Origin of the sequence: Rhodanobacter sp. Root179 (assembly GCF_001428465.1) — a bacterium.
Classification (GTDB): domain Bacteria; phylum Pseudomonadota; class Gammaproteobacteria; order Xanthomonadales; family Rhodanobacteraceae; genus Rhodanobacter.
Window position 1 is genome coordinate 76,905 of sequence record NZ_LMHR01000077.1, and the last position, 23,200, is coordinate 100,104.

Here is a 23,200-nt window from a genome sequence, read left to right on the forward strand (position 1 = left end):
GATGAAGCCGCGCCGGCGATCAGATCGCATCCAGCGGAATTTTCAGATAGCGCACGCCATTGTCCTCGGCCGGCGGCAGGTGGCCGGCGCGCATGTTCACCTGTACCGCGGGCAACAGCAACTGCGGCACTTTCAGGGTGGCGTCGCGGGCGCGGCGCATGGCCACGAAGGCCGCCTCATCGATGCCGTCGCGCACGTGGACGTTGCCCGTGCGCTGCGCGGCCACGGTGGTTTCGCAGACGAACCCGTCGCGTCCCGCCACCTGGTAGTCGTGGCACAGGAACAGCCGCGTCGCGTCCGGCAGCGCGAAGATCCTGCGGATCGAGCGGTACAGCGTGGCCGCGTCGCCACCGGGGAAGTCACAGCGGGCGGTGCCGTAGTCGGGCATGAACAAGGTGTCGCCGACGAAGGCGGCGTCGCCGATCACATGCACCATGCACGCCGGCGTGTGGCCGGGCGTGTGCAGCGCCTGCGCCTCGATGCCGCCCAGCAGGTAGCGCTCGCCGTCGGCGAACAGGTGATCGAACTGGCTGCCGTCACGGGCGAAGCCGGCGCCGGCGTTGAACAGCGTGGCGAAGGTCGCCTGCACCTCGCGGATGTGCTCGCCGATGGCAAGTCGGCCACCCAGCCGCTCGCGCACGTAAGGCGCCGCGGACAGGTGATCGGCATGGGCATGCGTCTCGATGAGCCATTCGACGTCGAGCCGCTGCGCCTGCACGAAGGCGATCACCGCGTCGGCCGACGCATGGCCGGTGCGCCCGGACGCCGCGTCGTAGTCGAGCACCACGTCGAACACCGCCGCCTTCATCGTGGCCGGGTCCCACGCCACATGGCTGAAGGTGTTGCTCGGTTCGTGGAAGAACGACTTCACTTCGGGACGTTGCATGACGTGCTCCCTCAACGCCGGGCCGCCGGCAACCGTGATGCCAGCCACCAGCCAACGACCATGCTTGCCACCAGCGCCAGCAGGGACGGATCGGTCGCGCCCAGCGAGGCCAGCGCAGGACCGGGACAGTATCCCGCGATGCCCCAGCCGATGCCGAACAGCGCCGCGCCGCCCACCAACCGCATAGCGAACCGCCGCGAGGTGGGCAGCTGGAAGGCGTCCGCCAGCAGCGGACGCACACGCCGCAGCACCAGCCGGTAGCCGATCGCCGTGGTCAGCACCGCACCGGCCATCACGAACGCCAGGCGTGGGTCCCACTGGCCGAAGATGTCGAGGAAACCCAGCACCACCGCCGGCTGGGTCATGCCGCCGAGGCTCAGGCCCAGTCCGAACAGCAGGCCGGCCAGCAGGCCGAGTAGCAGCTTCATGTCACAGCCCTCCGGGCAGGTGGCGGACCACGTAGACCGTGGCGATGCCGAAGACCATGAAGACCGCGGTGGCCAGCAGGGAACGGGGCGACAGGCGCGCGATGCCGCAGACGCCGTGGCCACTGGTGCAGCCGCTGCCGATGCCCGTGCCGAAGCCCACCAGCAGGCCGGCCAGCAGCATCCACGGCAAACCCGTTTGCGGCGCGCCGATGCCGCTGTCGCCGCGAATCAGCCAGAGCAGCCACGGCGCGATGACCAGCCCGGCCACGAAGGCGATGCGCCAGCCGCGATCGCCGACGCCGCGACGGATCAGGCTGCCGGCAATCCCGCTGATGCCGGCGACCCGGCCCAGCGCCGCCATCAGCAGCACGGCCGCCACGCCGATCAGGACGCCGCCCAGGACGGAAAGCAGGTAGGGATGCATAATGGTTGTTTCGTATATTCTAATTAATGAATCTATATATCATGCCATCGCCGGCTACCGCAATGGCAGACCGCATCGTCCCGTTCGTCCGAATGACGGCCTGCCTGAAGCTTCACGCGATGGCAAGTTACCCGTGGCCTTCCCGGGCCAGGTGCATCTTTCGCAGCAGCGCGACGAAGCGCGGGTCGGCGCGCAACGCATCCCAGCGGCGATCCACCCGGAGGAAGGTCATCCGCACGTCGTGCGCGGCATAGCCGCGTTCGAGCCAGTCGAGCGCGTGCGCGTTGTCGCCCAGGCCGCAATAGATCGTGGCGATGCTGGTGGGCGGCAGGTACGCCTGCTGCGCGCGCTGCAGCAGGTCATCGAGCACGGCCTGCGCCTGCGCTGTGCGGCCAGCGCGGGCCAGCGCGAAGCCGAGCATCGAGACCGCCTGCTGGCTGCCGCCGGACAGTTTGCTGGCCGCGGCGAAGTCGTCGACCGCCGCGGCGTAGCGCCCTGCGTTGCTGTCGAGCCAGCCGAGCACGAGATGGGCGATCCAGAAGTCCGGGTGCGCACGGCGCACCCCTTCGGCCTGCATGCGCGCCTCGTCCGGGCGGCCGGCATAGGCCACGAAACTGGCCTCCAGTGCGACGTAGAGCGGCGAGGTCGGATCCAGTTCGCGCGCGCGCTGGCTCTCGTGCAATGCCTCGTCGTTGCGACCGAGGTTGGACAGCAACGCCGCGTAGCCGAAATGCAGGTCGGCGAAGTTCGGCTGCAGTGCGATCCCGCGCCGGAAAGCGGCTTCCGCCGCAGCCCAGTCCCAGTCGTACCAGAAGTGGACGAAACCGAGCGGCACATACGCTTCGGCCAACGTGTCATCGATTTTCAGCGCGTGCAGCGCGGCGGCCCTGGCCAGCGGCAGCACGATCTGCGGGTCGGCGTCGCTGATGATCGCCTGGCGCCGATAGCCTTCGGCCAACCCCACGTAGGCCAGCGCGTAGTTGGGGTCGATCTTCAACGCGTGCTGGAAGGCCTCGATGCTGCGGACCAGTTCCGGCGGCGTGGCGTTCTGCAGGTGCAGGCGCCCTTCGAGATACAGCTGATAGGCGGCGACGTTGCTGGTGTAGTTCTGCTGCATGCGCAGGCGTTCGTCGCGATCAAGCTTGAGCGACAGCGCCGTGGCCACTTTCTGCGTGATCGCGTCCTGCATCGCGAAGACGTCGTCGAAATTTTCGTCGAAGCTGCCCGTCCACAACGCCGCGCCACCGGGAATCGCCAGCAGCCGCGCATTCACCCGCACCCGATCGCCGCGCCGCTGCACATAACCTTCCAGCACCGAATTGACGCCCAGCGCCTGCCCGGCGGCGATCGCATCGTGGCCTGCGCCGGCATACCGACGCACCGCGTCCAGCGAGCGCACCACCACGTGCGGATTGGTGCTCAGCTTGGTGATCAGGGTGTCGGCCATGCCCAGTTCCAGCACCGCATCGTGGGCATCTGCCGGCAGCGGTTTGAATGGCAGCACCGCGAGGCTGGGAACCGGCACCGGCGCGGCGGTGCGCGCGTGCCAGAACCAGCCTGCCGCGATGACGATCGCCAGCAGGGCCAGCACGGCGACGATGCCGATGCGGCGTGACGAACGTCCGGGGGCTGGCGGCACGGGCAACACGTCTTCCTGCGCGGGCACTTCTTGCGCCGGCTCCGGGTCGGCGACCCGCCGCACCGGCTCGACGAAACGATAGCCCTGCCCCGGCTCGGTGAGGATGAAGCGATGGTCGCCCGCGCTCGCTCCCAGCACGCGGCGCAGCGCGGAGATGTTCTGCGTGAGGTTGTTCTCCTCGACGATCCGGTTCGGCCAGATCGCCGTCATCAGCGCCTCCTTGCCGAGCACCTTGCCGCCGTTCTCCACCAGCAGCAGCAAGGTATCGAACACCTTGGGCGTCAGCGGGACCGGCGTGCCGTCGTCGCGGCACAACTGCCGCGCGGCGACGTCGATGCGGAAATCGCCGAAGGCGTAATCAGGCTGTCGAGGCTCGCTCACGTCACCTTCCGACCGGGGATCGCGTACCTGGCACCGGCTGTCGAACGAACCACCCGGCCGTCAGGCCGCCTGGCGAGCGGGCTTCAGAAGAATTCAGCAATCTTCAGCCGGTTTGCCAACGACTTTCAGCGGGACACGGGGCGAGTGTACGCGTCGCCCGGCGACCTGCGCGACAGCGTCGCTGCGAGGGCATCCAGACCCGATGATTCCGAGGTGACCGAGATGAAACACGTGATGATGAAATCCGCACTGATGCTTGCCTTCGCGGCCTCGCCGCTGCTGGCGCCGGCCCAGTCGAGGCCGCTGGACAAGGCGGTCGGATCGATGGATATCGCGGCGGCTGCCCTGCTCCCCTCGCAGCGGATCGAGGGCTTGTGGGACGAGCAGGTGGAGCAGGTCGACTGCCATAGCGGCGCACCGCTGCATCCGATCGGGCGCGGCACCAACCTGTTCCTGCATGGTGGCGCCCTCGTCGCCACCAACAATGCGCCGCCCACCGTGATGGGCATGACGCTCGGCCAGTGGCGCCATGCCGGCGGCAACCGGTTCCGCGCGCGGATGCGCCTGAACCTGTTCCAGCCGCCGCTGGAAACCTTCACTGGCTTTCGCGTGATGACCCGGGACATCACCTTGTCGAATCATGGCAACAGCCTCACCGGCACGGTCTCGGTGCAGGACTATTTCCCGGAGGGTGCGCCGCAGGGCGCGCCGTTCTGCGCCCGCGAAAGCGGCACGCGGATCGCGTCGCCGTAAGTGCAGCAAGCAGGCGTGGCGCGGGGATTCGTTCCGGCGCCGCGCATGCACCGGGCAAGGACCGGCCGGGATTCGGGATGACCGATGCCCTGCGCCGGTGTTCCGGTTTCGTACCACGATCAAACGAAAAGGCCTGGCTAACCAGGCCTTTCCCTCGTTTCAACGGCGCGACTCCGGCCGCCCGGCGAGCAACCGGTTTACTCCTTTGTGGAGTTCCAGGTTTGGGTGCTTCCGGAATCCATCGAGTGATTGGCGGTCTTCATGCTCTTGCCGTCCGCCGAGATGGTCATGGTGCTGGTGAGCCGCGGCTTGCCATCCATGAAATAGGTTTCGCGCAAGGCGTTCTTGCCGATGCGCTTCACGGACACCGTGCCACTCTGCTTGCCATTCTGCATGAACGGCACCGCCTTGCCGCCGATCACGCCGGCGTACGAGCCGCCGTTGCCGCTGTTGTAATCGACCTTGTTGCCATCGACCTTGTAGGTGTCGGTCCTGGCAGGCCCGCTTACGTCGGCCAGGTGGTCGAACCGCCACGAACCGGCCACGGCATTCGATCCGGCGGGCGCCTTGCCCACCCGATGGAACATCGCTTTCGAGGTGGATTCGGATCCATCGCGGTTCGAGGTGGACATGGCCGTGGCGGTCGTGCCGTCCGCCGCTACCGTGAAGGTCGAGGTGGCCAGCGTCTTGCCATCCATCCTGGTCGTGCGCTGGACCGTGTGGTCGTCGATCACCTTGACCGCGATGCTGTCGAAATTGGGATGACCGCTGACCGTGTGGTCCTCGCCATCGGCCTTGATGCTGATGGGTGGCGTGGTGTTGTCGGTGAACATGCCGTCCTTGAGCGTCATGATCACCGGCTTGCCGCCGGTCTCGTGCATCGAGCTGGCATCCGTTTTCCACGTGCCATTGAATGCGTCTTGCGCAAACACGCACGCAGGGACCAGCAGCGCGAGCGCGAAGCTCGCGATGATCAGCTTTTTCATTGATTCCTCCAGAAGGGGCCCGAATCCCGGCACAGGCACTGTGGCCCTGCGGTGCCTCGTTGCAGGCTGCGCGCGATGACGTAAATCTCGGGTTAAGCGAATACGCCGTCGTCCGCCGCGTCCCGCGCCTACTTCTGCAACATCTGCCGGAACGCCGCCGTGCTCATCGGTCGTCCCAGGAAGTGCTCGATCAGATCTTCGGCGCTTTCCGAGCCACCGGGGTCGAGCACGGCCTTGCGGTAGGCCATCGCCACCTGCGGGTTGCGCATGCCTGCGGCCTTGAAGCGGGTGAACAGGTCCAGCGCGATCGCCTTGGACCAGACGTAGGTGTAGTAGAACGCGCCGTAGTCTTCCAGGGCGCCAAACGCCGCGTAGACGTGCGCGCCATCGGGCGTGGGCACCGGCCCGTACGGGTCGTAGAGCTTGAGCCACATCGGCTCCAGATCGAAGCCGGCGGGCTGCTCGTGGAAGCCCAGCGACACGTTGGCCAAGCCGAGCTGGCGGCGCCAGTAGCTCGCTTCGCCGAAGTGACGGGCGGCATTCATCTTGGCCACCAGCGCCGCTGGAATCGGTTCGCCCTTGGCGTTGGTCGCAAATCGCCGCAAGGTGTCGGCGTTCCAGATCCACTCCTCCAGCAACTGCGAAGGCGCCTCGATGAAGTCCCATTGCAGGGTCATCATGCTTTGCGAGACGTACTGCTGGTGGCCCGAATACAGCACGTGCAGCAGGTGGCCGAACTCGTGCAGGAAGGTCTTGACGCCGGCATGGTCCATCGGCCCGGTGGCCGGCAGATTGCAGACCAGACCCGCCAGCGGGATCTGCCCGTTGGCCAGGCCCATCCGCACCGCGGCGGTTTTCGCATGCTGGAATTTCCCCGCACGCGGATGCATGTCGAGGAAGAACCGGCCGACCAGCTTGCCGTGGTCATACAGCTCATAGCCCTCGACATCGCTCGACCAGAAGTGCGCACCTTTCCATGGCCGGATGTCGGCACCGAACAGGTCATGCATCAGCGCGAACACGCCGTCGCGGGTCTTCGCATAGGTGAAGTACTGCCGCACCTGCGCCTCGTCGAATCCATAGTCACGCTTCTTCACGATGTTGGTGAGGTAGCTGACGTTCCATGCCTGCAGGGTGGATTCGCCGGGGATCAGCCGCTGCTGCTCGGCCAGCAGGGTCGCGTTGTCGCGTTTTGAACCGTCGATCGCGGCGGCCGCGATGCTGTCGAGGAAGGCCTTCACGTGCTGCGGCGTGCCGACCATCTTGTCGGCCGTGTCCAGCGCGGCGAAGCTGGGGTAGCCCAGCAGGTGGGCCAGCTCGGCGCGCCTGGCCAGCAAGGTTTTCAGCGTGGCCTCGTTGGCGGGCCAGGCGCGGTTGGCGAAGCGCAGGTACATCTGCTTGCGCACCGACTCCTTGTCGGCGAATTCGATCAGCGGATTGGCGTCCAGCGCCACCGTGCGGATATGGATCAGGCCATCGGCGGCCGGTTTGTGCGCGTCGATGTAGTCGTGCGGCATGCCGGCCAGGTCGTCCACCGACGCCAGCGTGACCTCGCTCTTGTCCTCGGCAAGGTTGCGCTGGAACGCCAGGCCGGAGTCGGTGATCTGCTGTTTCAGCGCCGCGACCTTGGCGCGGGTCGCCGCATCCTTGTCCACGCCGGCCAGGCGGTAATTGCGCAGGATCTTTTCCAGCGCGTAAGCCACCGATGGCTCCAGCCCCGTTGAAGGAATCGCCGCCAGCCGGTCGTAGATCGGTCGGGACAGCGACACGCCGGCCACCTTCTCGGCCAGCTTGCTGGCGCAGGCCCGGGCGGCGTCGCGGATTGCCTGGTCCGGATTTGTGGAATCGACCAGGTCCAGTTCCAGGCCGCCCATCATCAGCACGTTGCTCAGCTCGTCGTAGGCCTGGAAGTCCTGCGCCATGCTGGCCGGGCCGGTGCGTGCTTCCAGTGCCGCGCGCAGCGAATCATCGAGCTGCAACGAAGTGGCGCAACGTTGATGGACGGCAGCGACCGAAGCGGGGGCCAGCAAGGGACTCTGCAGGAACGACGCGACCTGCTGCGGCGTGGTGGCCGCCTGTGCCGCAACGGCGCAGCCAAACAGGCCCGCGGCGAAAATCACCGAAACCATCAACCGCATCTGCATGTCCCCGCTGGATGGTGACCCGCGCCCTTGCGGCGAGTGTCCACGGCAGCCTCACCGTTGGCGAACTCTACTCTTGGCGCACGCCCGCTGGATACCGCGGGCTCGCGGGAACTCAGTGCCTGCCCGTCGGCGCCCCAAGCAGATGTCCCTGCACCTCGGTGCCGTACAGCGACATCGGCGTGTCGTGGTACTTCTTGCGCGTCTCGCCGACGCTGCCGTCGAAGCGCGGGTCCTGCGGACGCTCGTGGGCGTCCATGTACATCGCGACGTCCCACGCATCCTGGTCGCTCAGCGTGTTGCCGCGACTGAACGGCATGTTCGCCTTGATGAAGGCGGCGGCGTTGTCCAGCTGGTGCATGCCGGCGCCCCAGTTGAACGACTGCGGCCCCCACAGCGGCGGAAACACGTTGCGCCCGGCAACCTGCTGGCCCTGGCCGTCGTCGCCGTGGCAGAGCGCGCAGTTGTTCTTGAACACGGTTTCGCCACGCGCGTAGTCCGGTGGTTGCGGCGGCTTGAAGCCAGCCTTCGGATAGCCCGCGCCAGGCAACTTCTTCCCCACCGGTGCGCCGGTGGCCATCCACCAGGCGTAGGTTTCCAGCGCCACCATCTCGGCACTGTCCAGCGGCGGCGCCTTGCCATTCATGCTGAAGCGGAAACAGCCCTGCAGGCGTTCGCCGAAGGTATTCACCTTGCCGTTCTTCTTGCGGTACTGCGGGTACACGCCATAGGCGCCCCACAGCGGCGCCGAGTTCGCCTGGCGACCGGCATCGAGATGGCAGTTGCTGCAGCTCAGCCCGTTGCCGACATACGCCTTCGCGTGCGTGGGCGTGTCGGTGAAGATGTCGCGCCCCTGGCGAATCACGTCGCCCAGCGGCCCGGCGGGAATCGCCGACTCGGCCGGCGGCGAGAACGTCGTCGACGCGGGCGCGGCGGTCACCGCTTTCGGCACCGAGGCGGCGGTCGCCGGTGCAGGCGCGGGCTTCTGAGTGCAAGCGGTCAGGACACAGACGAACGCGAAACCTGCAAGCACGAACTTCATGGCACAGCCTCCGCAGCCGGAACGGGTTGGGCCGCGAACCATGCCGCCACCGTCTCGATGTCCTGCGCGCTGAGGGCCGCGGACAGATGCTGCATCAGTTGCAGCGGATCGTTGTGTCGCGTGCCTTGCTGCCAGGCTTTCAACTGGGCCTCGATGTAGCTGGCGGGCTGGCCGGCCAGGGGCGGAAAGTTCGCACCCACGCCGCTGCCGCCCGGGCCGTGGCATTGCACACAGCCGGGCACGCCGCGGCTCCAGTCGCCCCGCGTGGCGAGCAGCGCACCGGCGCTGTCGGGCGCGGGCAGCGCCGTCGCCGGTTTCGCCGCCAGCGGCAGCTGGCTGTAGTACGTCGCCATCGCGTGGCGTTCGTCTTCGCTCAGCGCGGCCGCCGTCGGTTGCATCACCGGGTTGCTGCGCGCGCCGCTGACGAAGTCGTCCAGCTGCTTCTGCAGGTACGCGGCATCCAGACCCGCCAGTCGCGGATTGCCCGCGGCCGCGTGGCCGGCGCCGTCCGCGCCGTGGCAGGCCATGCACGGCGCGGCGCCCCGCCCGTTGCCCGCATTGGCGATGGCGGCGGCATCGATGGCCAGCGCAGCAGGCGGCATGCCGATGCCGGCCAGCGCGGCGATCCCGAACAAACGACGTATGGCCGGCCGGAACATGGCGTGCACCTCAATGGGCGGGAAGGAAGCCGTACTTGCGATACACCGCGGCCGCGGCGGGGCTCTGCATGAAGGCCATGAAGTCCTTCGCCGCCTGCTCGTGCGGCGCGTTCTTCATGCGCGCCGCGGTATACGTGGCGACCGCGTTCTGCGCCTTGGGAATGGCCACGGTTTCCACCGGGTGATGCAGGATCTGCTGCTGGAAATACGCCTCGGTCGACCACACCGGCGCCGCGTCCGATGCGCCCTGCAGCACGCGCAGCGGCGACTGGCGATGATGGATGCGGGTGAGGAAGGTGGTGCCGTCGGCCACCTTGGCCTGCATGATGGTGTGGTCGAGCGCCTCGCCACCGGCCTTGCGGTAGCTCGCCTCGATCTGCTTCGCGATGCCTTCCCAGGCCGGGTTCGGCATGCTGACCCGCACGTCGCCGCGACCCAGGTCGGCCAGCCCCGTGATGTGCTTCGGGTTGCCCCTGGCGACCAGGATCGCCAGCGGATTGCGCGCGTAGTCATGCGTCTCGGCGAACCAGCCGTGCTCCTTCTGGCGGTCGGCGATGGCGCCCTTGCCGGCCGTATAGACGTCCGGACGATGGGTGATGCGCAGGTTGCCCATGACCAGCGAGCCGCTCTCGATCTGCTTGGCCAGGATGCCCGGCGGCAGGGTTTCCACGAAGATCCGCTGGTAGGCGGGATGCGCCTGCCGGAATGCATCCATCAGGTCGTGCACCACCATGAACTGGTTGCCGGCGAAGAACACCACCAGCTGCGGATCGACGATGTCGCCGTGCAGGTCGGCGATCGCGTCGAACGGCGGCACGCTGAACTGCAGGCCGGCCGGCGGCGGATTCCACGGCGGCAGGTAGTCGGGTTGGTCGGCGGCGCTGGCGGCAACGCTCAGCACGCATGCGGCGGCGGCCAGCAACAGCCGGGGAATCGGATGGCGCATGACGATCTGCTCCTGCGGATGGATTTACTGCGGGCTCAACGCATAACCCTGCTGCTGCAGGTCGATCACCGTAGTCAGCCCTGACAGCGCCACGGTGACTTGCGGATCGACCCAGTCGTACTGGAAGTCGTGTTCGGCCACGGCCTGGGCGCACACGGCGACATCCACCCCGGCCTTGCGCAGCTGGGCGATCAGCGGCAGGTTGGGATTGGCCACGCCGTACTTCTTGCGGTATTGCGCGTCGTTCAACACGATCGGCGTGGCCGGCCCGGCCGCGATCGCCACGAATTTCAGATGCGACAGCGGCACGCCGGCGTTGACGTAGAGGTTCACTGCCCGCGCCACGTGATCCAGCGACGGACTCACCGTGGTCGGCTTGTCGCCGGCCTTGCTAAGGCTGAACACGACCTTGTAGGTGGCTTGGCGATCGGGCTGGTAGGCCGCCTGCGGCATCGGATGAATCCGGCCGGCGCCGTGGATGGTCGGGGTCTGCCAGAAGTCGTTGCCGGCGACGGCGCCGGTGGAAAACAGGGCCAGCGCAAGCAACGCGGGCGCGAACGAACGGATCATGATGACCTCGCTGACTTTCCGGCAGCGCGAAATGGCGCCGGGTCATGCTATGCCCGCACCGCTTCGTCGACCAAGGACGGATTTGTGATCAGGCCGATAAGCCTGGCTTATCGATGCCCGCCAGGCGCATCACACCGGCCCATCACACCGGAGCGGAGCGCTGGGCGAAGTAGCGCGCCGGCGGCCGCCCGAACTGGCGCCGGAACATGGCCACGAAGGCGCTGACGCTGACGTAGCCCAGCGCATCGGCGACCTCGCCCACCTGCTCGCCGGCGGCCAGGCGTTCCAGCGCCCGGCTGAGCCGTGCCTGCTGTCGCCACTGGGCGAAGCTGCAGCCGGTTTCGCTGCGAAAGAGCCGGCTCAGGCTGCGGGCCGAAAGCCCGGCCCAGTCGGCCCATGCCTCCAGGCTGCGGTTGTCGTGCGGCTCGGCCAGCAGCTTGCGCGAGATGCGCAGCAGGCGCCGGTCATCCGGCATCGGCAGGTGCAGCGGATGGTCGGCGATTCGCGCGCGGCGCATCTCGTCCATCAGCACGTCCATGATGCGTTGCTGCCCGTCGTCCAGCCGATCGCTGTCGGCCCAGGCGGAAGCGCGATGCACCAGCGCCCGCATCAGTTCGTTGGCGCCCAGCACGCTGGGCTCGTCCGGCATGCCGACGGCGGCCTGTGGCGCCACGAACACGCCCCAGCCGTGGGTGCTCTGGATCACGCTGACGGTGTGTTCCTCGCCCGGCGGCATCCAGCCCACCCGATGCGGCGTCAGCGTCCACAGGCCGAGCCGGGTGCGGACGCACACCAGGCCGCTTTCCACGTACATGAACTGGCCGCGCAGGTGGCTGTGCCACACGCTCTCCCGTTCCGGCGCCAGGTCGTTCACGACGAAGGCAATCAGGCCCGGGCCGTCCGCCCGCTCGATGCGCAGAAATTGTTCCTGGTGTCCCATTGGCGGGTTCTCGACACTTTTTGACTTATTCACGTTATCAGGCCAGGCAGGCGGAAAACTACACTGGGTCGACCCATCCAGCACGTCCCTCTGGCGCTCTGTCCATTCCCTGCCGGCAGAAACGTCTTCCATCTGATCCCGGAGGAAACCGATGCCCGTGAATACCCCCACCTTGCTGCGAACCCGGCCCACGCTCGACGCCAACGAGGCCTGCGTCACCTTCGTCGCCGCGGCGCAGTTGATGCTCGATCCCGCCACCCCCGAAACCCTGCGCCGCGAAGTCGAACCGCGGCTGTTGGCCCAGTTGCCAACCTTGCGGGCGCTGGGCGTGTTCGACCTGTTCGAATTGCGCGACCCCGCCTTGCGCGCCTGGCTGGCCGACGAGCTGGCGGAACTGGGCGGGGGCGGCGTTCGAGCGTAATTTGCCTGCGCAAGCATCAACACAGACATATTTGCCTTGACAACTATAGTTTTGGCAATAGAATGCGCGGCATGAAGACCGAAGCTCCGCTTTTGCACTCGACCCCCGGCGACCCGGCACACCCGCCGAGCCTGGGCATGTTGCTGAACATGGTGCGCTCCGAAATCGTGCGTGCGGTCGAGGCGGAACTGGCCAAGCAGGATCTGGACCTGAGCTTCACCCAGTTCCTGATTCTGAAAAAGGCACATCAACTGGGCGCGGTGTCGGCCACCGAGCTGGCCCGCGCGGTGGAGCTCGACGGTGGCGCCATGACGCGCCAGCTCGACCAGCTCGAACGCAAGGGCCTGCTGCGCCGCACGCCGCACGCACAGGATCGCCGCGCCCTGCGCATCGAGCTGACCAGCGCCGGCAACGCGGTCTGGCAGAACTCCGCCTCGCTGTGCAGCGAGCGGGTGATGACGGCGGCGCAGCGCTCGATGACGTCGACCGAACAGGCCCGGTTGCATGACTACCTGGGGCGCGTGCTGAGCGCGCTTCGCGACAAGAACTGATCCCTCCCCCAATCTCCCTCTCTTCCCCGGACTTCCACCCATGCGTCTGCACTTACTGGCGGCTGCGACCGCCCTGACCCTGGCATTGGCCGGCTGCGCCAGCAGCGGTGGCCTGCAGCCGGATGGCACGCCGATCGATGCCGCCTCGCTGAAAGCCGAGCGCAGCCTCGCGCGGCTGGACCTGACGCCGGCCGCGTGGCCCGCGCAGGACTGGTGGCACGCGCTGGGCGACAGCCAGCTGGACGCGCTGATCGATGAGGCGCTGCACGACAATCCCGGCCTTGGCGTAGCCGACGCGCGCGCCCGCGCAGCCCAGGCCGAGGCCGGTCGTGCCGACGCGGCGCGCAAGCCCAGCATCAACGCCGGCGCCAGCGTGTCCGGCGCACGCATCCCCACCACGGTGATGCCGGCGGATTCCGGCGGCGGCCATTTCGCGCTGGCCAAGTACGCCGACGTGAGCTTCAAGTGGGGCATCGACCTGTGGGGTGGCAAGCGTGCCGCGTGGGAAGCCGCGCTGGGTTCCGCCCGCGCCGCCGAGATCGACGCCCGCGCCGCGCGCATCGAGCTGTCCGGCAACGTGGCGCGCGCGTATGCGCAGCTCGGTTATGCATTCACCCAGCAGGACCTGGCCCGGGGCGAGCTGGAACGCGCCAGCCAGGCCCGCACGCTGACCAGCCAGCGGGTCGCCGCCGGCATCGACAACCAGATCGCGCTGAAGCAGTCCGATGGCGAAGTGGCCGTGGCGCAGCAGGACGCCGCGCTGGCCGATCGCGCGGTGGACGCCGCCCGTTCGTCGCTGTCGGTGCTGCTGGGCAAGGGTCCGGATCGCGGCCTGCAGATCGGTCGCCCGCACCTGCTCACCCCGGCCCAGCTCGCGGTGCCCGACAACCTGCCGCTGGACCTGCTCGGCCACCGTGCCGACCTGGTCGCCGCGCGCTGGCGGGTCGAGGCGGCCGGCAAGGACATCAAGGCCGCGAAGACCGAATTCCTGCCCAACATCAGCCTGGGCGCGATGGCCGGCGTGATCACGCTGGGTGGCGGCAATCCGTTCACCCTGCCCGCGCGCTTCTACCAGTTCGGCCCGACGCTGAGCCTGCCGATCTTCGACGGCGGCCGCCTGCGCGCCAACCTTTCCGGCAAGGATGCGCAGTACGACCTGGCCGTGGCGCAGTACAACCAGACCCTGGTCGGCGCACTGAACGAAGTGGCCGACGAGCTTTCCGCCGCGCATGCCGTGCAACTGCAGCTGGAGGCGCTGCGGCGGGCGCAGACCGCGGCGCGGCAGGCCTGGCAGCTGGCCGAGCAGCGTTACAAGGCCGGCATCGGCAGCTATCTCGAAGCGCTCGTGGTGCGCCAGCAATTGCTGACGGCCAACCGCGGCGTGGCCGCGCTGGAAGCGCAGCAGGTCGACCTTTCCGTACAGCTGATCGAGGCGCTCGGCGGTGGCTTCCAGCCGCAGGCCGACGCGCCCGCTCCCTCCTCTTCTTCCCCCATCCCACGTTCCTGAGGCAGCCCCATGTCCAGCCCGACTTCCACTCCGGCCGATAGCACGGCCGCCACGACTCCCACCGCCCCGAAGAAGAATCCGCGCGGCTTCATGCTGCGCCTGCTCGGCCTGGTGGTGCTGCTCGGCATCATCGCCTGGGCGCTGTGGTACTTCCTCGACGGCCGCTGGTACGAAGGCACCGACGATGCCTACGTCAACGGCAACGTGGTGCAGATCACCCCGCAGGTGCCCGGCACCGTGGTCAGCATCGGCGCCGACGACGGCGACCTGGTGCACGCCGGCGACGTGCTGGTGCAGCTCGATCCCAGCGACGCCGACGTGGCGCTGGCCGAGGCCAAGGCCAACCTGGCCAACACCGTGCGCAAGGTGCGCGGCCTGTATTCCAGCGTGAACGGCGCCCAGGCCGACGTGGCCGCGCGCAAGACCGCAGTCGACAAGGCCCGCGCCGACTACAAGCGCCGCGTGGCGCTGGCCAAGTCCGGGGCGATCTCGGCCGAGGAACTGGCACACGCCAGCGACGCGCTGACCACCGCGGAGAGCGCGTTGATCACTTCGCAGCAGCAGTACCAGACCAGCAAGGTGCTGGTCGACGACACCGTGGTCGCCTCGCACCCGGACGTGCAGGTTGCCGCAGCCAGGTTGCGGGCGGCCTATCTGGACGACGCCCGCGCCAGCCTGGTGGCGCCGGTGGACGGCTATGTGGCCAAACGCTCGGTGCAGGTTGGCCAGCGCGTGCTGCCTGGCGCCGCGCTGATGGCCGTGGTGCCGCTGCACGGCGTGTGGGTGGATGCGAACTTCAAGGAAACCCAGCTCACGAAAATGCGCATCGGCCAGCCGGTGGAGATCGAGTCGGACGTCTACGGCGGCTCGGTGAAGTACAAGGGCAAGGTGCAGAGCCTGGGTGTCGGCACCGGCAGCGCGTTCTCGCTGCTGCCCGCGCAGAACGCCACCGGCAACTGGATCAAGATCGTGCAGCGCATTCCCGTGCGCGTGGTGTTCGACGATCCGGCGATGCTGGAAAAGCACCCGCTGCGGCTGGGCATGTCGGTGACGGTGGACGTGAGCCTGCACGACCAGAACGGCCCGACCCTGGCCCAGAAGTCGCCCACCCAGCCGGCCTTCAGCACCGACGTCTACAAGCAGCAGTTGGTCACCGCGGACGCGACGATCAACCAGATCATCCACGCCAACATGGCTCGCGGGAAATAACCCGATCGACTCCCTCCCCTGCACCGCAGGGGAGGGTTGGGGTGGGGTGCCCTTGATCTGCGCGACCCTGCGCGCCCCCTCCCAACCTCCCCCTGCTCGCAGAGGGAGGAGCAATTCAGCCCCATCACTGACCGACGCCGATGACCACCCAATTCCGTCCACCCAATCTGGCACTGAGCACGATCGGTCTGTCGCTGGCGACCTTCATGCAGGTGCTGGACACCACGATCGCCAACGTGTCGTTGCCGACGATCGCCGGCAACCTCGGCGTCAGCAACAACCAGAGCACCTGGGTGATCACCTCGTTCGCGGTGAGCATGGCGATCTCGCTGCCGCTGACCGGCTTCCTCACCCGCCGCTTCGGCGAGGTGCGGCTGTTCACCGCCTGCACGCTGCTGTTCGCGCTGACCTCGTTCCTGTGCGGGGTCTCGCAGAGCATGGGCATGCTGATCCTGTTCCGCGCGCTGCAGGGCGCGGTGGCCGGGCCGATGTACCCGATCACGCAGAGCCTGCTGATCGGCATCTACCCGCCGGCCAAGCGCGGCATGGCGCTGGCGCTGCTGGCGATGGTCACGGTGGTGGCGCCGATCGCCGGCCCGATCCTGGGCGGCCTGATCACCGACAACTATTCGTGGCCGTGGATCTTCTTCATCAACGTGCCGATCGGCATCTTCGCCAGCATGGTGGTGGCCAGCCAGCTGCGCGGCAAGGTCGAGAAGACCGAGCGCCCGAAGATCGACTACGTCGGCCTGATCACCCTGATCATCGGCGTGGGCGCGTTGCAGATCGTGCTGGACAAGGGCAACGACGAGGACTGGTTCAACTCCACCTTCATCATCGTCACCAGCATCGTCTCGGCGATCAGCATCGCGATCTTCCTGATCTGGGAACTGACCGACAAGGACCCGATCGTCGACCTGAAGCTGTTCCGGCACCGCAACTTTACCGCGGGCACCATCGCGCTGATCCTGGCCTACGCCGCGTTCTTCTCGATCGGCCTGCTGGTGCCGCTGTGGCTGCAGCGCAACCTGGGCTACACCTCGACCTGGGCCGGCTACGCCACCGCGCCGCTGGGCGTCATCCCGGTGCTGCTGACCTTCTTCGTGGGCAAGTACGCCACCAAGGTCGACCTGCGGCTGCTGGCCTCGGTGGCGTTCGTGGTGATGGGCATGACCTGCTTCATGCGCTCGGACTTCTTCATCGGCATCGACTTCTACCACGTGGCGATGGTGCAGCTGTGGCAGGGCCTCGGCGTGGCGCTGTTCTTCATGCCGATCCTGACCATCCTGCTGTCGGACCTGCAGCAGAACGAGATCGCCTCGGGATCGGGGCTGGCCACCTTCCTGCGCACGCTGGGCGGCAGCTTCTCGGCCTCGATCACCACCTTGCTGTGGGAGCGCCGCGCGGTCAGCCACCACGAGCAGCTGGCCGAACACATCACCGCCTACGACCCCACCTCACAGGCAGCCATCAGCCAGCTCGGCCACGGCGACGCGCAAGGCGCCAGCAGCCTGATCAACAACATGATCACCCAGCAGGGCTACCAGATCTCGTTCAACGAGGTGTTCCATGCGCTGGGCTGGATCTTCCTGGGACTGGTGCTGGTGATCTGGCTGGCCAAGCCGCCGTTCGGCGCCAAGGCAGGCCCGGCCGCCGGCGGCCACTGAGCGGGTCGCCCGCGCAACCGGCAACAGCACGACGGCCCCGAACGGGGCCGTCGTGTTTCAGCTGATTCAGATATCGAAGGCCACGCCGACCACGGCCATCGTTTCGCCGCGGTTCGGGCCGCTCAGGCTGCCGTTGGAGACATGGCGGATCGCCAGGGTGAAGTGTTTCGCCTGCCAACCCAGCGTGCTGACGAACTGGTAGTGGCTGGACAGCGCCTGGGTGGTGTGATTGGTGGCGGCCACCTGAAAGCTGGCGAACAGGGGCTGGTACCAGTCGCCGGCGTCACCGCGGTGGACGCGCACGCCGCCGGCCAGCAGCGCCACCGACGGGCGCGTGGTGTAGGGGCTGTAGTCGTAGCGGTGCACGTCGCGGCCGCCGATCCAGCCCAGCGACACGTCGGGCGACCAGCTGTAGCGGGTGCCGCCGAGCGGATGCGCCGGGAACACCGCCTCGACGAAGGCGGCATTGCTGCCGTAGCTGTCCATGTAGCTGCGCCCGCCCTGGATCTCGATGCGGGTGGCGGCCGTGGCGGGTATGGCGGCGGCGATCAGGCCGAGGGCGATGGCGTGTCGAGCAAGGTTGCGCAGGGACATGGGGGATTCCGGGGAGTGGAAGTGAATTAATGTACCTCGCAGTTTACCAAACTGTCGCAGACTTCCGACTCGTCCTTTTGGGTGATTTCGGCAACACGGTGTTTCGCCAGACATGAAAAACCCCGGCACGATGGCCGGGGTCGGGTGAACGCCGGGTTGAGATGGTTCTGTCGAGACGGCTATTTCGCGGCGGAGCCGGCTTGCAGGGTCGGGCTGTCCAGATCCAGCGCGGTCGACTCCAGCAGCACCGCCTGCGGATGCGTCTTGCGGATGTCCGCGGCGAATTTCGAGGCGTCGCCCACCACCACCACGCTGCCGGCGTCGGCGGTGAGGTACTTGTCGGCGTACTTCTCGATCTGCTTCGGGGTCACCGCCTGCACCTGGGCGATGTACTTGCCGATCTCGTCCAGCGGCACGCCGTAGACGGCCAGGTCACCGACTTCGCTGGCCAGCCCGGCGGTGGTTTCCAGGCTGCGGCCGTAGCTGCCGATCAGGGTGGCCTTGCGCGCGGCCAGTTCGTCGGCGGAAACCCGCGTGCCGCCGAGCCGCTTGAACTCGCCCAGCATCAGCTCGACCACCTGGGGCGCGGACGGGTTCTTGGTCTGCGCCGAGGCCAGCCACATGCCGGCGTCGTGCAGCGGCATCAGGCGGCTGTTGGCGCCGTAGGACAGGCCGCGCTTGATGCGGATCTCCTCGTTGAGCCGTGCCGAGTACGAACCGCCAAGCACCGCATTGGCCACCGTGCCCACGTAATAGCCTTGATCGGCCCGCGACGGCGCCGGATGCGCGGCGACCACGCCGGCCTGGCCGGCGCCGTGCTGGTCGATCAGCAGCACCGCGGGAAGCCGGCCGGCGTGGCGGCCGGTCGGTCGCGCCGGCAGCGGCGTGGCCGGCCTGGCCCAGTCGCCGAAGCTGGCCTGCGCCAGTTGCTGAGCCTGCGCCGGCGTGATGTCACCGGTGAGGATCAGCATCGCGTTGTCCGGGCGATAAAGCGCCGCGTGCAACTGCTGCACGCTGGTCCGCGTGATGCGCGGGATCGAGCTGGGCGTGCCGCTGCGCGAATGCCCGTAGGCGCCATCGCCGAACACGCCGCGGCTGGCCGCGAACGAGGCCAGCGTGGTGGGCTGGCTCAGCATCAGGTGCAGGTCATCCAGCGCCTGTGTCTTAGAGCGCTTCAGCTCGGCCTCGCTGAAGTCTGGCTGGCGCACCACCTCGGAAAGCAGCTGCAGCGCCTGCGGCACTTTCGGCGTGGTCACGGTGATGCCCACCGCGCTTTCGTCCCAGCCGGCGCTGGCGCCGAGCGAGCCGCCCAGCGCCTCCGCCGCCGCGGCAATCTGCGGTGCGGTCTTGCCCGCGGCGCCCTTGGTCAGCAGGTTGGCGGTGAGGTCGGCCAGCCCGGCCAGGGTCGGCGGGTCCATCTCGCCGCCGTTGCGCACCACCAGTTGCGCGGTGACCAGCGGCAGGCCGGCGCGGCGCACGCTGATCACCTGCAGGCCGTTGGCCAGCGTCTGCGACGACGGCGTGGGCACGCTCAGCGTGGGTGCCGGACCCGGTGCCGGCGGCGTGGCCGGGAAGTCGGCAGCGAGCAGGTTGCCGCTGGCAATCAGCGCAGCGGCCAGCACGGTCAGGCGGAGAGGCTTCATCGGACGGCTCATTTCACTGCTCCCTGTGCGGCGGCCGGCTTGGCTGCGGCAGGTAGTCGATGGTGACGCTGTGCGCGCCGGTGACGTATTTCTGCAGCACCCGGTGCACGTCTTTCTCGCTGACCTTCTGCAAGGCATCCAGGTCGGTGTTGACGCGCTCCACGTTGCCGTCGATCAGGCTGGCCTGGCCCAGGGCGAAGGCCAGGCCCTGGGCGGTCTGGCGCTGTTTCAGCGCGGACGTGAGCAACTGGGTCTTCACCTTGTCCAGCTCGGCGCCGGGAATCGGCTGGGTCGCCAGCCAGATGATCTCTTCATGCAGCAGCTTGGCCGCCTCAGCCGGCTGATGGCCGCTGGCGAGGATCGCGTAGGCGGTGAACAGGCCCGGGCCGACACGGCTGTCGGCATCGGCGCCCGCTTCCTGGGCAACCTGGTGGCGATACACCAGCGACTGGTACAGGCGCGAGGATTCGCCCTGCGACAGCAGCGCCGCGGCCACCTTCAGGGCGATGCTGTCGGCGCTGTCGGACGCCGGCGGAATCAGCCAGGTGATCGCCACGCCGGGCAGCGGCGCGGTCTCGCTGGTGATGGTGTAGTGCTGGTCCTTGCTGCGCGCGGGTTCCTTCGCGGTGACCTGCGGAATCGGCGTGGCCGGTTTCGCGATCCCGTCGAAATACTGGTCGATCCAGCCATCGAGCTGCTTCGGGTCGAAGTCGCCGGCGACGATCAGGGTGGCGTTGTCGGGGCGGTAGAAGGTGCCGTGGAAGTCGATCACGTTCTGCAGCGACGCCGCTTCCAGGTCCTCGATGCTGCCGATGGTCGGGCGCTGGTACGGGTGCACCGTGTACGACTTCGGATCGATCGCGTTGAACAGCTTGCCGTAGGGATTGGCCAGCACGCTCTGGCGGTATTCCTCTTCCACCACGGCACGCTCGGACTTGAAGTTCTTCTCGTCCACGTTGAGGTTGGACAGCCGTTCCGCCTCGGCCCACAGCAGGGTCTGCAGGTGGTTGCTGGGCACGATCTCGAAATAGTTGGTGACGTCGTCACCGGTGGAGGCGTTGTTGGCGCCGCCCACGTCCTCGGTCAGCCGGTCGAACTGCTCGGCGTGCATGTGCTTCGTGCTCTTGAACATCAGGTGCTCGAACAGGTGCGCGAAACCGGAGCGCCCCTGCGGGTCGTCCTTCGAGCCGACGTGGTACCACATCTGCACCGCCACGTTGGGGCTGGCGTGATCCTCCACGCTGAGCACCTGCAAGCCGTTCGGCAAGGTGCGCTGGTGGTAGGCGATCGGCGGCACGGCGAGTTCCGCGGCCGCTGCCGGCAGGGGAATCGCGGTGGCGGCAAGTACACCGAGTGAAACCAGCAAGCTGGCCCTGCGCAGACGCTTGGTCATCCGTAGTCCTTTCGGGTGGAAAGCCCCAACCATACAAGGCGCACGCGGGGGCGGGAATGCCTGGCCACACCCCACATTTTTACCCGGGCAGTATTGACAATGGATTTGACCCGTATAGAATCCGCCGGACGAATTTACCCGGACAAAACATGTCGCCGACCACCTCATGCATCGCCTTCGACGGCCCGCAACGGATCGCCCAGGGCGCGCTGGCCGATGTCGCCCGCGCCGCGAAACAGCGCCTGGACGCGGGTGCCACCGGGCCGCTGCTGGTGTTCGACGAGCGCGACAGCCGGCCGATCGAGATCGACTTGCGCGGCAGCGTCGACGACGTGCTGGCCCGCCTGCCGTCCGCCACGCCCGCCGAACCGGCCAGCCGCGGCCCGGGTCGCCCGAAGCTGGGCGTGGTGCCGCGCGAAGTCACCCTGCTGCCGCGGCACTGGGACTGGCTGGGCCAGCAACCCGGCGGCGCCTCGGCGGTGCTGCGGCGACTGGTCGAGCATTCCATCCGCCAGGGTGGCGCGAAGGAACGCGCACGCCAGGCGATCGAATCGGTCGACCGCTTCATGCGCGTGATGGCCGGCGACGAACCGGGTTACGAGGAAGCCTCGCGCGCCTTCTACCGCGGCGACCGCGAGCGCTTCGGCGCGCTGATCGCCGCGTGGCCGGCGGACGTGAGCGCACACCTGCGACAGCTGGCTGCGATCGCCTGGGACGAGCGCGAAGACGCCGGCTGAGCCGGGCGGCAGCCCATGGCATTTTCATCCCGCTCAGCCACCCGATCTGCGAACCCGCTGATGGCCACCGCCCACCGCGACTCCGTTTTCGCCAACCACAACTTCCGCCTGCTGTTCGGCGGCAGCACGATCTCGATGCTGGGCGACCAGTTCACCCTCGTGGCGTTGCCATGGCTGGTGCTGAAACTCACCGGCAACCCCGCCGCGCTGGGCCTGGTACTGGCGGCGATGGCGCTGCCGCGCGCGCTGTTCATGCTGATCGGCGGCGCGGTGGTGGACCGGCTGTCGCCGCGCCGCGTGCTGCTGGCCGCGCGCGGGGTGAATGCGCTGCTGGTGGCGCTGCTCGCCACGCTGGTGCTGCTGGGCGACATCCGCATGTGGCTGGTGTACCTGATCGCGCTGGGCATCGGCCTGTCCACCGCGTTCGCCTACCCGGCCGGCTCGGCAATCCTGCCGCAACTGGTGCGCAAGGATCAGCTGCAACCGGCCAACGCGCTGGTGATGGGCATGCGCCAGCTCAGCATGTTCGTCGGCCCGGCGCTGGCCGGCGTGGTGATCAGCGTAGGCACGCACGGCGCACAGCCGCAGGCAATGCAGGATGCCGAAGGGCTGGGCCTGGCGTTCGCCGTCGACGCGGTCAGCTTCGCCTTTTCGCTGGCATCGCTGCTGCTGATCCGCGTGCACAGCGACTTCGATCCGAAACCCGCCGCGGGCGGCGTGCTGGCCAACGTGGCCAGCGGCGTGCGGATGATCTGGGCCGACCTGCCGCTGCGCGCGTTCATGCTCTACGCGGCGGTGGTCTCGGTGTTCGTCGGCGGCCCGCTGCAGGTGGGCTTGCCGGTGCTGGCCGATACGCGGATGGATCTGGGCGCCGCCTCGCTGGGCATCCTGATGACCGCCAACGGCGGCGGCATGCTGCTAGGCAGTTTCCTGTCCGGCCCGGCCAGCCGCATCGTGCGCGGCCGCCTCGGCCTGATGGTGCTGACCATCGACAGCCTCGCCGGCCTGGCCCTGGCCACGTTGGCGCTGGTGCATGCGACGGTCACCGGCGCGGTGCTGCTGGCCGCCACCGGCGTGCTCGCCGGCATCGCGCAGATTGCCATCGTCAGCTGGATCCAGCGCCGGGTGGCGCCGGAAATGATGGGCCGCGCCATGAGCGTGCTGATGTTCACCTTCCTCGGCCTGGGCCCGATCTCGGCCGCGATCGCCGGCAGCCTGCTCCAGCTGATCTCGCTCACCGACCTGTTCGCCGGCGCCGGCCTGCTGCTCACCGCGATCGCCCTGACCTGCATGCGCAGCCCGGCGCTGCGCAGCATCGGGACGGAGCGGCCCGCGCCGGTGACGGCGGGCTGAAGCGGCGGCGTGCTACGGCCTCACGCCTTGATCCGCCGCCTCGCGGCATACGGCAGCGCGAACAGGTACAGGCCGCTGAACAACTGCGCGAACAGCGGCGGCAGCGGCGAGTAGGTCAGCCACGCCGGTGGTTCGTGCGGGCTCATGCCGCGCCAGGCGAAGTTCGCGATCACGGTCAGCGTGAACACGATCGACAGCCAGCGGTGGCTCTGGCGGATCCACTGGCTCGCGCTCATGCCGCCCCCTGCGCCGACGCCTTCGCCTCGATCATCTTCCAGCCATTGCCCGAGGGATCGCGGAAGCCCGCGTCGACGGTGCCGTAGCGGCTGG

The 23,200-nt window shown here is 68.1% G+C and carries 23 protein-coding genes and 1 pseudogene; 8 read left to right on the forward strand and 16 right to left on the reverse strand.

Annotated elements, in window-relative coordinates; all coding sequences use genetic code 11:
- Positions 1 to 19 precede the first annotated feature (19 nt).
- The 4 genes from ASD82_RS09910 to ASD82_RS09925 all read right to left on the reverse strand — a co-directional run bounded on the left by ASD82_RS09910 (position 20) and on the right by ASD82_RS09925 (position 3,758).
- Positions 20 to 886: an MBL fold metallo-hydrolase gene (locus ASD82_RS09910; protein WP_056717661.1), complete on the reverse strand. Its 867-nt coding sequence runs from the start codon at positions 884 to 886 to the stop codon at positions 20 to 22.
- 11 nt (positions 887 to 897) lie between these two features.
- Positions 898 to 1,314, reverse strand: a complete 417-nt coding sequence (locus ASD82_RS09915; protein ID WP_056717662.1) for a DUF6691 family protein — start codon at positions 1,312 to 1,314, stop codon at positions 898 to 900.
- A gap of 1 nt (position 1,315) precedes the next feature.
- Positions 1,316 to 1,738 carry a hypothetical protein gene (locus tag ASD82_RS09920; protein ID WP_056717663.1) on the reverse strand — a complete coding sequence of 141 codons (423 nt, stop codon included), beginning with the start codon at positions 1,736 to 1,738 and terminating at the stop codon, positions 1,316 to 1,318.
- 127 nt (positions 1,739 to 1,865) lie between these two features.
- Positions 1,866 to 3,758 carry a winged helix-turn-helix domain-containing protein gene (locus ASD82_RS09925; protein ID WP_056717664.1) on the reverse strand — a complete coding sequence of 631 codons (1,893 nt, stop codon included), beginning with the start codon at positions 3,756 to 3,758 and terminating at the stop codon, positions 1,866 to 1,868.
- 222 nt (positions 3,759 to 3,980) lie between these two features.
- On the opposite strand from ASD82_RS09925, the gene ASD82_RS09930 reads away from it, so the two are divergent.
- The gene (locus tag ASD82_RS09930; RefSeq protein ID WP_056717665.1) at positions 3,981 to 4,511 is read left to right on the forward strand and encodes a hypothetical protein; all 531 of its coding nucleotides are present in this window, start codon (positions 3,981 to 3,983) and stop codon (positions 4,509 to 4,511) included.
- A 197-nt stretch (positions 4,512 to 4,708) separates the two neighbouring features.
- On the opposite strand, the gene ASD82_RS09935 is transcribed toward ASD82_RS09930, so the two are convergent.
- The 7 genes from ASD82_RS09935 to ASD82_RS09965 form a co-directional block, all read right to left on the reverse strand.
- Positions 4,709 to 5,497: a hypothetical protein gene (locus ASD82_RS09935; RefSeq protein ID WP_056717666.1), complete on the reverse strand. Its 789-nt coding sequence runs from the start codon at positions 5,495 to 5,497 to the stop codon at positions 4,709 to 4,711.
- 128 nt (positions 5,498 to 5,625) lie between these two features.
- The gene (locus ASD82_RS09940) at positions 5,626 to 7,635 is read right to left on the reverse strand and encodes a M3 family metallopeptidase (RefSeq protein ID WP_056717693.1); all 2,010 of its coding nucleotides are present in this window, start codon (positions 7,633 to 7,635) and stop codon (positions 5,626 to 5,628) included.
- 118 nt (positions 7,636 to 7,753) lie between these two features.
- Positions 7,754 to 8,680 carry a c-type cytochrome gene (locus tag ASD82_RS09945; protein ID WP_056717667.1) on the reverse strand — a complete coding sequence of 309 codons (927 nt, stop codon included), beginning with the start codon at positions 8,678 to 8,680 and terminating at the stop codon, positions 7,754 to 7,756.
- The gene (locus ASD82_RS09950) at positions 8,677 to 9,339 is read right to left on the reverse strand and encodes a c-type cytochrome (RefSeq protein ID WP_235580679.1); all 663 of its coding nucleotides are present in this window, start codon (positions 9,337 to 9,339) and stop codon (positions 8,677 to 8,679) included. Before ASD82_RS09950 ends, ASD82_RS09945 begins: the two co-directional genes overlap by 4 nt.
- 10 nt (positions 9,340 to 9,349) lie before the next feature.
- Entirely contained in the window at positions 9,350 to 10,285 is a 936-nt protein-coding gene (locus ASD82_RS09955) for a substrate-binding domain-containing protein (protein ID WP_056717668.1), read from the reverse strand.
- Positions 10,286 to 10,309: 24 nt separating this feature from the next.
- Positions 10,310 to 10,855 (reverse strand): DsrE family protein, encoded by a 546-nt coding sequence (locus ASD82_RS09960; protein ID WP_056717669.1) that lies wholly within the window; start codon positions 10,853 to 10,855, stop codon positions 10,310 to 10,312.
- A gap of 142 nt (positions 10,856 to 10,997) precedes the next feature.
- Positions 10,998 to 11,828: a helix-turn-helix transcriptional regulator gene (locus ASD82_RS09965; RefSeq protein ID WP_235580680.1), complete on the reverse strand. Its 831-nt coding sequence runs from the start codon at positions 11,826 to 11,828 to the stop codon at positions 10,998 to 11,000.
- A 118-nt stretch (positions 11,829 to 11,946) separates the two neighbouring features.
- Between ASD82_RS09965 and ASD82_RS09970 the strand changes: the two genes are divergently transcribed.
- From ASD82_RS09970 to ASD82_RS09990, 5 genes are all read left to right on the forward strand, one after another.
- Complete coding sequence (locus tag ASD82_RS09970) at positions 11,947 to 12,216, forward strand: hypothetical protein (protein WP_007808516.1); 270 nt, start codon at positions 11,947 to 11,949, stop codon at positions 12,214 to 12,216.
- 71 nt (positions 12,217 to 12,287) lie between these two features.
- Positions 12,288 to 12,767: a MarR family transcriptional regulator gene (locus ASD82_RS09975; RefSeq protein ID WP_056717695.1), complete on the forward strand. Its 480-nt coding sequence runs from the start codon at positions 12,288 to 12,290 to the stop codon at positions 12,765 to 12,767.
- A gap of 40 nt (positions 12,768 to 12,807) precedes the next feature.
- The gene (locus ASD82_RS09980) at positions 12,808 to 14,274 is read left to right on the forward strand and encodes an efflux transporter outer membrane subunit (protein ID WP_056717671.1); all 1,467 of its coding nucleotides are present in this window, start codon (positions 12,808 to 12,810) and stop codon (positions 14,272 to 14,274) included.
- 9 nt (positions 14,275 to 14,283) lie between these two features.
- Positions 14,284 to 15,483, forward strand: coding sequence for an HlyD family efflux transporter periplasmic adaptor subunit (locus ASD82_RS09985; RefSeq protein ID WP_082585298.1), 1,200 nt, complete (start codon positions 14,284 to 14,286; stop codon positions 15,481 to 15,483).
- Positions 15,484 to 15,623: 140 nt separating this feature from the next.
- Positions 15,624 to 17,150 (forward strand): DHA2 family efflux MFS transporter permease subunit, encoded by a 1,527-nt coding sequence (locus ASD82_RS09990; RefSeq protein WP_056717672.1) that lies wholly within the window; start codon positions 15,624 to 15,626, stop codon positions 17,148 to 17,150.
- Positions 17,151 to 17,216: 66 nt separating this feature from the next.
- Here ASD82_RS09990 and ASD82_RS09995 read toward each other — a convergent pair whose 3' ends face one another.
- The 3 genes from ASD82_RS09995 to ASD82_RS10005 form a co-directional block, all read right to left on the reverse strand.
- Positions 17,217 to 17,744 carry an acyloxyacyl hydrolase gene (locus ASD82_RS09995; protein ID WP_056717673.1) on the reverse strand — a complete coding sequence of 176 codons (528 nt, stop codon included), beginning with the start codon at positions 17,742 to 17,744 and terminating at the stop codon, positions 17,217 to 17,219.
- 179 nt (positions 17,745 to 17,923) lie between these two features.
- On the reverse strand, positions 17,924 to 19,387 hold the full coding sequence (locus ASD82_RS10000; RefSeq protein WP_235580681.1) for a pitrilysin family protein: 1,464 nt from the start codon (positions 19,385 to 19,387) through the stop codon (positions 17,924 to 17,926).
- A gap of 13 nt (positions 19,388 to 19,400) precedes the next feature.
- Positions 19,401 to 20,780: a pitrilysin family protein gene (locus ASD82_RS10005; protein WP_200950281.1), complete on the reverse strand. Its 1,380-nt coding sequence runs from the start codon at positions 20,778 to 20,780 to the stop codon at positions 19,401 to 19,403.
- 149 nt (positions 20,781 to 20,929) lie between these two features.
- On the opposite strand from ASD82_RS10005, the gene ASD82_RS10010 reads away from it, so the two are divergent.
- Complete coding sequence (locus ASD82_RS10010; protein ID WP_056717676.1) at positions 20,930 to 21,517, forward strand: DUF2239 family protein; 588 nt, start codon at positions 20,930 to 20,932, stop codon at positions 21,515 to 21,517.
- Between the two features lie 60 nt (positions 21,518 to 21,577).
- Entirely contained in the window at positions 21,578 to 22,870 is a 1,293-nt protein-coding gene (locus ASD82_RS10015) for an MFS transporter (RefSeq protein WP_056717677.1), read from the forward strand.
- Positions 22,871 to 22,890: 20 nt separating this feature from the next.
- Here the strand turns inward: ASD82_RS10015 and ASD82_RS10020 are convergent, their stop codons facing one another.
- Both ASD82_RS10020 and ASD82_RS10025 read right to left on the reverse strand, forming a co-directional pair.
- Positions 22,891 to 23,106 (reverse strand): hypothetical protein, encoded by a 216-nt coding sequence (locus ASD82_RS10020; RefSeq protein ID WP_056717678.1) that lies wholly within the window; start codon positions 23,104 to 23,106, stop codon positions 22,891 to 22,893.
- A pseudogene (locus ASD82_RS10025) lies at positions 23,103 to 23,200 on the reverse strand (VOC family protein); the annotation flags it as partial. The pseudogene ASD82_RS10025 and the gene ASD82_RS10020, both read right to left, overlap by 4 nt.

What these genes read in the sequence shown, in the direction of transcription:
- ASD82_RS09910 (WP_056717661.1), bottom strand. Translation starts at nt 886, where the DNA reads ATGCAACGTCCCGAAGTGAAGTCGTTCTTCCACGAACCGAGCAACACC.
- ASD82_RS09915 (WP_056717662.1), bottom strand. Translation starts at nt 1,314, where the DNA reads ATGAAGCTGCTACTCGGCCTGCTGGCCGGCCTGCTGTTCGGACTGGGC.
- ASD82_RS09920 (WP_056717663.1), bottom strand. Translation starts at nt 1,738, where the DNA reads ATGCATCCCTACCTGCTTTCCGTCCTGGGCGGCGTCCTGATCGGCGTG.
- ASD82_RS09930 (WP_056717665.1), top strand. Translation starts at nt 3,981, where the DNA reads ATGAAACACGTGATGATGAAATCCGCACTGATGCTTGCCTTCGCGGCC.
- ASD82_RS09935 (WP_056717666.1), bottom strand. Translation starts at nt 5,497, where the DNA reads ATGAAAAAGCTGATCATCGCGAGCTTCGCGCTCGCGCTGCTGGTCCCT.
- ASD82_RS09940 (WP_056717693.1), bottom strand. Translation starts at nt 7,635, where the DNA reads ATGCGGTTGATGGTTTCGGTGATTTTCGCCGCGGGCCTGTTTGGCTGC.
- ASD82_RS09945 (WP_056717667.1), bottom strand. Translation starts at nt 8,680, where the DNA reads ATGAAGTTCGTGCTTGCAGGTTTCGCGTTCGTCTGTGTCCTGACCGCT.
- ASD82_RS09950 (WP_235580679.1), bottom strand. Translation starts at nt 9,339, where the DNA reads ATGTTCCGGCCGGCCATACGTCGTTTGTTCGGGATCGCCGCGCTGGCC.
- ASD82_RS09955 (WP_056717668.1), bottom strand. Translation starts at nt 10,285, where the DNA reads ATGCGCCATCCGATTCCCCGGCTGTTGCTGGCCGCCGCCGCATGCGTG.
- ASD82_RS09960 (WP_056717669.1), bottom strand. Translation starts at nt 10,855, where the DNA reads ATGATCCGTTCGTTCGCGCCCGCGTTGCTTGCGCTGGCCCTGTTTTCC.
- ASD82_RS09970 (WP_007808516.1), top strand. Translation starts at nt 11,947, where the DNA reads ATGCCCGTGAATACCCCCACCTTGCTGCGAACCCGGCCCACGCTCGAC.
- ASD82_RS09975 (WP_056717695.1), top strand. Translation starts at nt 12,288, where the DNA reads ATGAAGACCGAAGCTCCGCTTTTGCACTCGACCCCCGGCGACCCGGCA.
- ASD82_RS09980 (WP_056717671.1), top strand. Translation starts at nt 12,808, where the DNA reads ATGCGTCTGCACTTACTGGCGGCTGCGACCGCCCTGACCCTGGCATTG.
- ASD82_RS09985 (WP_082585298.1), top strand. Translation starts at nt 14,284, where the DNA reads ATGTCCAGCCCGACTTCCACTCCGGCCGATAGCACGGCCGCCACGACT.
- ASD82_RS09990 (WP_056717672.1), top strand. Translation starts at nt 15,624, where the DNA reads ATGACCACCCAATTCCGTCCACCCAATCTGGCACTGAGCACGATCGGT.
- ASD82_RS09995 (WP_056717673.1), bottom strand. Translation starts at nt 17,744, where the DNA reads ATGTCCCTGCGCAACCTTGCTCGACACGCCATCGCCCTCGGCCTGATC.
- ASD82_RS10000 (WP_235580681.1), bottom strand. Translation starts at nt 19,387, where the DNA reads ATGAAGCCTCTCCGCCTGACCGTGCTGGCCGCTGCGCTGATTGCCAGC.
- ASD82_RS10005 (WP_200950281.1), bottom strand. Translation starts at nt 20,780, where the DNA reads ATGACCAAGCGTCTGCGCAGGGCCAGCTTGCTGGTTTCACTCGGTGTA.
- ASD82_RS10010 (WP_056717676.1), top strand. Translation starts at nt 20,930, where the DNA reads ATGTCGCCGACCACCTCATGCATCGCCTTCGACGGCCCGCAACGGATC.
- ASD82_RS10015 (WP_056717677.1), top strand. Translation starts at nt 21,578, where the DNA reads ATGGCCACCGCCCACCGCGACTCCGTTTTCGCCAACCACAACTTCCGC.
- ASD82_RS10020 (WP_056717678.1), bottom strand. Translation starts at nt 23,106, where the DNA reads ATGAGCGCGAGCCAGTGGATCCGCCAGAGCCACCGCTGGCTGTCGATC.